This window comes from Saccharopolyspora rectivirgula DSM 43747 (assembly GCF_000497205.1).
Classification (GTDB): domain Bacteria; phylum Actinomycetota; class Actinomycetes; order Mycobacteriales; family Pseudonocardiaceae; genus Saccharopolyspora; species Saccharopolyspora rectivirgula.
Genome location: NZ_AYJW01000102.1, coordinates 1 through 6,801, shown reverse-complemented (window position 1 = coordinate 6,801; position 6,801 = coordinate 1). Strand labels below are relative to the sequence as shown.

Below are 6,801 nucleotides of genomic sequence, written 5' to 3'. Positions count from 1 at the left end.
CCCTCGCCAAGGGGCTCGGTGGTGGCCTGCCGATCGGCGCCTGCATCGGCGTCGGTTCCGTCGGCGACCTGTTGCAGCCCGGGCAGCACGGAACGACGTTCGGCGGCAACCCGGTGGCCTGCGCTGCAGCTCTGGCAGTGCTGGACACCATCGCCCGCGAGAACCTCCTGGAACACGTGCAACAAATCGGGAAGGAGCTCAGCACCGGACTGCAGCAGCTCAACCACCCCCTGATCAGCGAAGTGCGCGGCGCAGGACTGCTCCTCGGAGTGCGACTGGCCGAACCAGTCGCCGCTCAAGTCGCCGCGGCCGCACAGCAAGCCGGATACCTGGTGAACCCGGTGCAGCCGGACACCATCCGCCTAGCCCCGCCGCTAGTCGTCGAATCCGGCCAGATCCAGCGGTGGCTCCACGACTTCCCGGCCATACTCGACACACAAGAGGTGACTTCCTGATGGTGCGGCACTTTCTGCGCGACGATGACCTCAGTCCCGAAGAGCAGTTGGAAGTCCTCGACCTGGCCGACCAGCTCAAAGCGGACCCGTACAGTTCGGACGCGCTCAGCGGTCCGAAGTCGATCGCGGTCATCTTCGAGAAGAACTCCACCCGGACCCGCCTGTCCTTCGAAGTCGGCATCACCCAGTTGGGTGGCCACCCGATCATCGTCGACGGCCGGATGATGCAGCTCGGCCGAGAGGAAACCATCGAAGACACCTCCCGCGTGCTCTCCCGGTACGTCGACGCGGTGGTCTGGCGCACCTTCGCCCAAGCGCGCATCGACGCGATGGCATCGGTCTCCTCGGTGCCGGTGGTCAACGCCCTCACCGACGAGTTCCACCCCTGCCAGGTGCTGGCCGACCTGCAGACGATCCGGGAGAAGCACGGCAAATTAGCCGGCCTCACCCTGACCTACCTCGGGGACGGCGCCAACAACATGGCCCACTCCCTGCTGCTGGGCGGCGTGAACGCCGGCATGCACGTGCGCATCGCCGCACCGGAAGGCTTCGCGCCCCTGGAATGGGTGCTGGAAGCAGCTCGGAAGCGGGCGGCCGAAACCGGAGGCTCGGTGGAAGTCCACACCGACCCCAAGGCAGCCGTGGACGGAGCCGACGCGCTCGCCACCGACTCGTGGACGTCCATGGGCCAGGAGAACGACGGCAAGGACCGGGTCGGCCCGTTCTGGCCGTTCCAGGTCAACGCCGAACTGCTCAACGCCACCGGCAAGACCAACACCTGCGTGTTGCACTGCCTGCCGGCGCACCGCGGCATGGAAATCACCGACGAGGTCATCGACGGGCCGCACAGCGTGGTGTTCGACGAGGCCGAGAACCGCTTGCACGCACAGAAAGCCCTGTTGGCATGGTTGGTGAAGCGACGATGAGCACGCGGGTGGCTCGACAGGCTCGGATCGTTGAAATCGTGTCCTCGAGAGCTGTCCGCAGCCAGACCGAGCTGGCCAAACTGCTGGCCGCCGAAGGCATCGAGGTCACCCAGGCGACCTTGTCCCGCGACCTGGAAGAGCTCGGTGCGGTCAAGCTCCGCGGCGCGGACGGTGGCCCTGCGGTCTACGTGATCCCCGAAGACGGCAGCCCGGTCCGCGGCGTGCAAGGCGGCACCACGCGGCTCACCAGACTTCTCGGGGAACTGCTGGTCAGCGCGGAAGGGGCGGGGAACCTCACCGTCCTGCGCACCCCGCCCGGGGCAGCGCAATTCCTGGCCAGCGCCATCGACCGAGCAGCGATGGCGGAAGTGGTCGGCTCCATCGCAGGGGACGACACCGTGATGGTCGTCGCCAGGGAGCCGCTGACCGGTCACGAGCTAGCCGACCGGTTCAGCTCGATGGCCGCCGGAGAACGACAGAACCCGACCGGAGAAGACGCGGACGAAGCGCCGCTGACCCAGACATCGAAGGAGTAAGGACAAATGACTGACCGGGTAGTGCTCGCCTACTCCGGTGGCCTCGACACCTCCGTGGCCATCGGCTGGATCGCCGAAGAAACCGGAGCCGAAGTGGTGGCGGTCGCCGTCGACGTCGGCCAAGGAGGCGAGGACCTGGAGACCGTCCGCAAGCGGGCACTGGCCTGCGGCGCTGTGGAAGCCGTGGTCGCCGACGCCCGGGACGAATTCGCCGAGCAGTACTGCCTGCCCGCGTTGCAGGCGAACGCGCTGTACATGGACCAGTACCCGCTGGTCTCGGCGATCTCCCGGCCGCTGATCGTCAAGCACCTGGTGGACGCGGCCAAGAAGTTCAACGCCAGCACCGTCGCGCACGGCTGCACCGGCAAGGGCAACGACCAGGTCCGCTTCGAGGTCGGGATCGGCGCGCTGGCCCCTGACCTGAAGGTGATCGCGCCGGTCCGCGACTTCGCCTGGACCCGTGAGAAGGCCATCGCCTACGCGGAAGAGCGCAACCTGCCGATCGACGTCACCAAGAAGTCGCCGTACTCGATCGACCAGAACGTCTGGGGTCGCGCGGTCGAAACCGGCTTCCTGGAGGACATCTGGAACGCCCCCATCGAGGACGTCTACTCCTACACCCAGGACCCGTCCGCGCAGCGGGACCCCGACGAGGTGACCATCACCTTCGACAAGGGCGTCCCGGTCGCCATCAACGGGGAAACCGTGACCGTGCTGCAGGCGATCCAGGAGCTGAACCGGCGCGCCGGCGCCCAGGGCGTGGGGCGGCTCGACATGGTCGAGGACCGGTTGGTCGGCATCAAGAGCCGGGAGATCTACGAAGCCCCCGGCGCTGTCGCGCTGATCACCGCGCACAAGGCGCTCGAAGACGTCACGCTCGAACGGGACCTCGCCCGCTTCAAGCGGACCGTGGGGCAGCGCTGGGGCGAGCTGGTCTACGACGGCCTGTGGTTCTCCCCGCTGAAGAACGCGCTCGATTCCTTCATCGCTGACTCCCAGCAGCACGTCAGCGGCGAAGTGCGGATGGTCCTGCACGGCGGTCGCGCGGTGGTCAACGGACGGCGCAGCGAAGAGTCGCTGTACGACTTCAACCTGGCCACCTACGACGAGGGCGACACCTTCGACCAGAGCCTGGCCAAGGGCTTCGTCCAGCTGTGGGGTCTGCCCAGCAAGATCGCTGCCAAGCGTGACCAGCGCAACTGACCGATGCCACGAGTGGGGTGCCAGTCCGCTGCGGACTGGCACCCCACTCACATCCGGTCCACAGTCTCCACTGAACCAGTAGCGCCACGAAAACCCGACAACACACCGCGAGGAAAGAACGTGACCCAGCAAGGCAGTGAGCCCACGAAGCTGTGGGGCGGCCGCTTCAGCTCCGGACCGGCCGAGGCGATGGCAGCGCTGAGCCTGTCCACCCACTTCGACTGGCGCCTGGCCCCTTACGACATCGCGGGCTCTCGAGCGCACGCTCGGGTGCTGCACCGCGCCGGACTGCTCACCGACGAGGAGCTCGAGCAGATGCTGGCCGGGCTGGACCAGCTCGCTGCGGACGTCGAATCCGGCGCGTTCAAACCGGAGGTTTCCGACGAGGACGTCCACACCGCGCTCGAGCGTGGACTGCTGGAGCGGGTCGGCAACGAACTGGGCGGAAAACTGCGCGCCGGTCGTTCCCGGAACGACCAGGTCGCCACCCTGTTCCGGATGTGGCTGCGCGACGCCAACCGCCGCATCGCCGCCGGTGTTCTCGACGTGGTGGACGCGCTGGTGAAGCAGGCCGAGAAGCACCCGAACGCCGTGCTTCCCGGGCGTACCCACCTGCAGCACGCGCAGCCGGTCCTCCTGGCCCACCACCTGCTCGCCCATTGCCAGGCGCTGCTGCGCGACGTCGAACGGATTCGGGACTGGGACGCCCGCACCGCCTACTCGCCGTACGGTTCGGGTGCGCTGGCCGGCTCCTCCCTGGGACTGGACCCGGAAGCCGTGGCCGCAGAACTCGGTTTCACCGCGGCGGTGGAGAACTCCATCGACGGCACTGCGGCTCGGGACTTCGCTGCCGAAGCGGCGTTCTGCCTGGCGATGCTGGGAGTCGACCTCTCCCGGGTGGCCGAAGAAGTGATCATTTGGAACACCGCCGAGTTCGGCTACGTCACGCTCGACGACGCCTGGGCCACCGGCAGTTCGATCATGCCGCAGAAGAAGAACCCGGACGTGGCAGAACTCGCGCGCGGCAAGTCCGGTCGTCTCATCGGAAATCTCAGCGGTCTGCTGAGCACCCTCAAAGCGCAACCCCTGGCGTACAACCGCGACTTGCAGGAGGACAAGGAGCCCGTCTTCGACTCGGTGGAGCAACTCGAACTGCTGCTGCCGGCGATGGCCGGGATGCTCGGCACCCTCACCTTCCACACCGAACGGATGGCTGAACTGGCGCCGGCCGGGTTCACCTTGGCGACCGACATCGCCGAGTGGCTGGTGCGCAAGGGAGTTCCGTTCCGGGTCGCCCACGAGGCCTCCGGGGCTTGCGTGCGAATCGCCGAGTCCCGCGGCGTCGGTCTGGAAGAGCTCACCGATGAGGAACTGGCGCAAGCCCACCCCGCGCTGACCCCTGAGGTGCGGGAGGTGCTCTCGGTGGAGGGATCCATCAGTTCGCGCAACGCCTACGGCGGTACGGCCCCGGAACGGGTCGCCGAGCAGCGCGAGCGGGTCGCCGCTGCGGTCCGCGAGCACCGCGAATGGCTCGCCGCGTGATCAACCGCAGAAGGTACTGTGGAATTTCGTGAGACAAGTTACGCAACAGGAGCTTGCGCACGATCCGCTGTGGGTCGCGCGCAAGCTCCTCGGCTGCGAAATACGGTCCACCAGCCCCGAGGGCGAAGTCGGTGTTCGACTGGTCGAAGTCGAGGCCTACCGGGGTGGTGACGACCCCGCCTCGCACTGCTACCGCGGCCGCACCGAGCGCAACGCCGTGATGTTCGGCCCGGCCGGGCACCTCTACGTCTACTTCGTGTACGGCATGCACTTCTGCATCAACGTGGTGTGCATGACCGATGGCGTTCCCGGTGCGGTGCTGCTCCGCGCCGGGGAGATCACCACCGGTCTGGAACTGGCCCGTTCGCGGCGGCCGGCGGTCCGCAAGGACGTCCAGCTGGCCAGCGGGCCTGCCCGGCTGGCCAGCGTGCTCGGCATCACGAGGGAGCACAACGGGGTCGACCTGACGGATCCGGCTTCGCCCATCCGGCTCTACCACGGTGTGCCGGTCCCCGAGGAGGAAATCCGCAGTGGCCCGCGGGTCGGTGTGGCGGCGGCCATGGACCTGCCCTGGCGGAGCTGGGTCGACGGCTCACCCGCGGTCAGCCCCTACCGGCGCGGTGGCCGCCGTCGCCCCCGAACCCGGGTGTGACCTGCCCGAGGTCTTTGGGAAACTGGCCTTGTGAGTGAGCACATCCTTGATGAATTGAGCTGGCGCGGACTGATCGCGCAATCCACTGATCTCGACGCGTTGCGACGCGACCTGGATAAGGGGCCGCTCACTCTCTATGCCGGATTCGATCCAACCGGGCCGAGCCTGCACGCCGGGCATCTCGTTCCGATCCTGATGCTGCGGCGTTTCCAGCAGGCCGGGCACCGCCCGGTCGTGCTGGCCGGCGGTGCCACTGGGTTGATCGGTGACCCGCGGGACGTCGGCGAGCGCGTTCTGCACGACGAGTCCACTGTCTCCGAATGGACCGAGAAGATCCACGCCCAGCTGGCGAAGTTCGTCGAGTTCGACGACTCGGCCACGGGCGCGATCATGGAGAACAACGCGCACTGGACGGCAGACCTGCCGGTGACGGTGTTCCTGCGGGACATCGGCAAGCACTTTTCGGTCAACACCATGCTCGGCCGGGAAACGGTGAAGCGTCGGCTGGAGACTGACGGGATCTCCTACACCGAGTTCAGCTACATGCTGCTGCAGGCCAACGACTACCTGCAGCTGTACCGCAAGTACGGCACCCTGCTGCAGCTGGGCGGGTCCGACCAGTGGGGCAACATCGTGGCCGGTGTGGACCTGATCCGCAAGAAGGAAGGGGCCGCCGCGCACGCCCTCACGCTGCCGTTGGTGACCGACTCCGAAGGTCGCAAGTTCGGCAAGTCCACCGGGGGCGGGAACATGTGGCTGGATCCTGAGATGACCTCGCCCTACGCCTGGTACCAGTACTTCGTCAACACCGCGGACGCCGACGTCGGCAAGTACCTGCGCCTGTTCACCTTCCTGGACCGGGAAGAGATCGAAGAACTGGAGAAGCTCACCGCGGAGCGGCCGCAGATGCGGGCCGGCCAGCGCAAGCTCGCCGAGGAGATGACCACGCTGGTGCACGGCGAGCAGCAGACGCGGCAGGTGGTGGCTGCCAGCCAGGCGCTCTTCGGTCGTGGTGCACTGCAGGAGCTGGACGCTCGAACGCTGAACTCGGCAATGGCCGAAGTGCCGACCGCTGAGGTGCGGATGGCTGATCAGCCGACGATCGTCGACCTGCTCGTGGCCACCGGATTGGTCGCCGGCAAGAGCGCGGCCCGCCGAACCATCAAGGAAGGCGGCGCCTACGTCAACAACAGCAAGATCGCTGATGAGAGCTGGTCCCCGAGCAAGGAGGACCTGCTGCACGGCACTTGGCTGGTCGTTCGACGTGGCAAGCGCCACACTGCAGGGGTCAAGGTTCTGTACTAGCCTGTCAGCGAGCACCGGAAAGAGGTGTTTACCTGCGGTTACGCCTCTTTCCGGTACTGACTTGACCCGATTTGACTTCGTGGTGTCCGGCGCGTAAATTGTTTTGTGCCAGCGCGGAGCGGGCCGGAATGAGGAGATGAGTTTCGGGCCGGGCGGTGGCTTCCGGAAATACCACCGGGTGG

General features: G+C 67.0%; 7 protein-coding genes. All 7 read left to right on the top strand.

All coding sequences use genetic code 11. The features are described 5' to 3' along the window. Positions 1-455: aminotransferase class III-fold pyridoxal phosphate-dependent enzyme (locus SREC43747_RS0118500; protein WP_029722875.1), on the top strand; the 455-nt coding region annotated here is incomplete at its 5' end. Next, positions 455-1,381: an ornithine carbamoyltransferase gene (argF, locus tag SREC43747_RS0118495; protein WP_029722874.1), complete on the top strand. Its 927-nt coding sequence runs from the start codon at positions 455-457 to the stop codon at positions 1,379-1,381. The genes SREC43747_RS0118500 and argF, both read left to right, overlap by 1 nt. Further along, the gene (locus SREC43747_RS0118490) at positions 1,378-1,917 is read left to right on the top strand and encodes an arginine repressor (protein WP_029722873.1); all 540 of its coding nucleotides are present in this window, start codon (positions 1,378-1,380) and stop codon (positions 1,915-1,917) included. Before argF ends, SREC43747_RS0118490 begins: the two co-directional genes overlap by 4 nt. Before the next feature lie 6 nt (positions 1,918-1,923). Continuing rightward, positions 1,924-3,120, top strand: a complete 1,197-nt coding sequence (locus tag SREC43747_RS0118485) for an argininosuccinate synthase (RefSeq protein ID WP_029722872.1) — start codon at positions 1,924-1,926, stop codon at positions 3,118-3,120. Between the two features lie 120 nt (positions 3,121-3,240). Beyond that, positions 3,241-4,662, top strand: coding sequence for an argininosuccinate lyase (gene argH / locus SREC43747_RS0118480; RefSeq protein ID WP_029722871.1), 1,422 nt, complete (start codon positions 3,241-3,243; stop codon positions 4,660-4,662). 28 nt (positions 4,663-4,690) lie between these two features. After that, positions 4,691-5,314, top strand: coding sequence for a DNA-3-methyladenine glycosylase (locus SREC43747_RS0118475; RefSeq protein WP_029722870.1), 624 nt, complete (start codon positions 4,691-4,693; stop codon positions 5,312-5,314). Positions 5,315-5,344: 30 nt separating this feature from the next. Then, positions 5,345-6,619, top strand: a complete 1,275-nt coding sequence (gene tyrS, locus SREC43747_RS0118470; RefSeq protein WP_029722869.1) for a tyrosine--tRNA ligase — start codon at positions 5,345-5,347, stop codon at positions 6,617-6,619. The last annotated feature ends 182 nt before the right edge of the window (positions 6,620-6,801 follow it).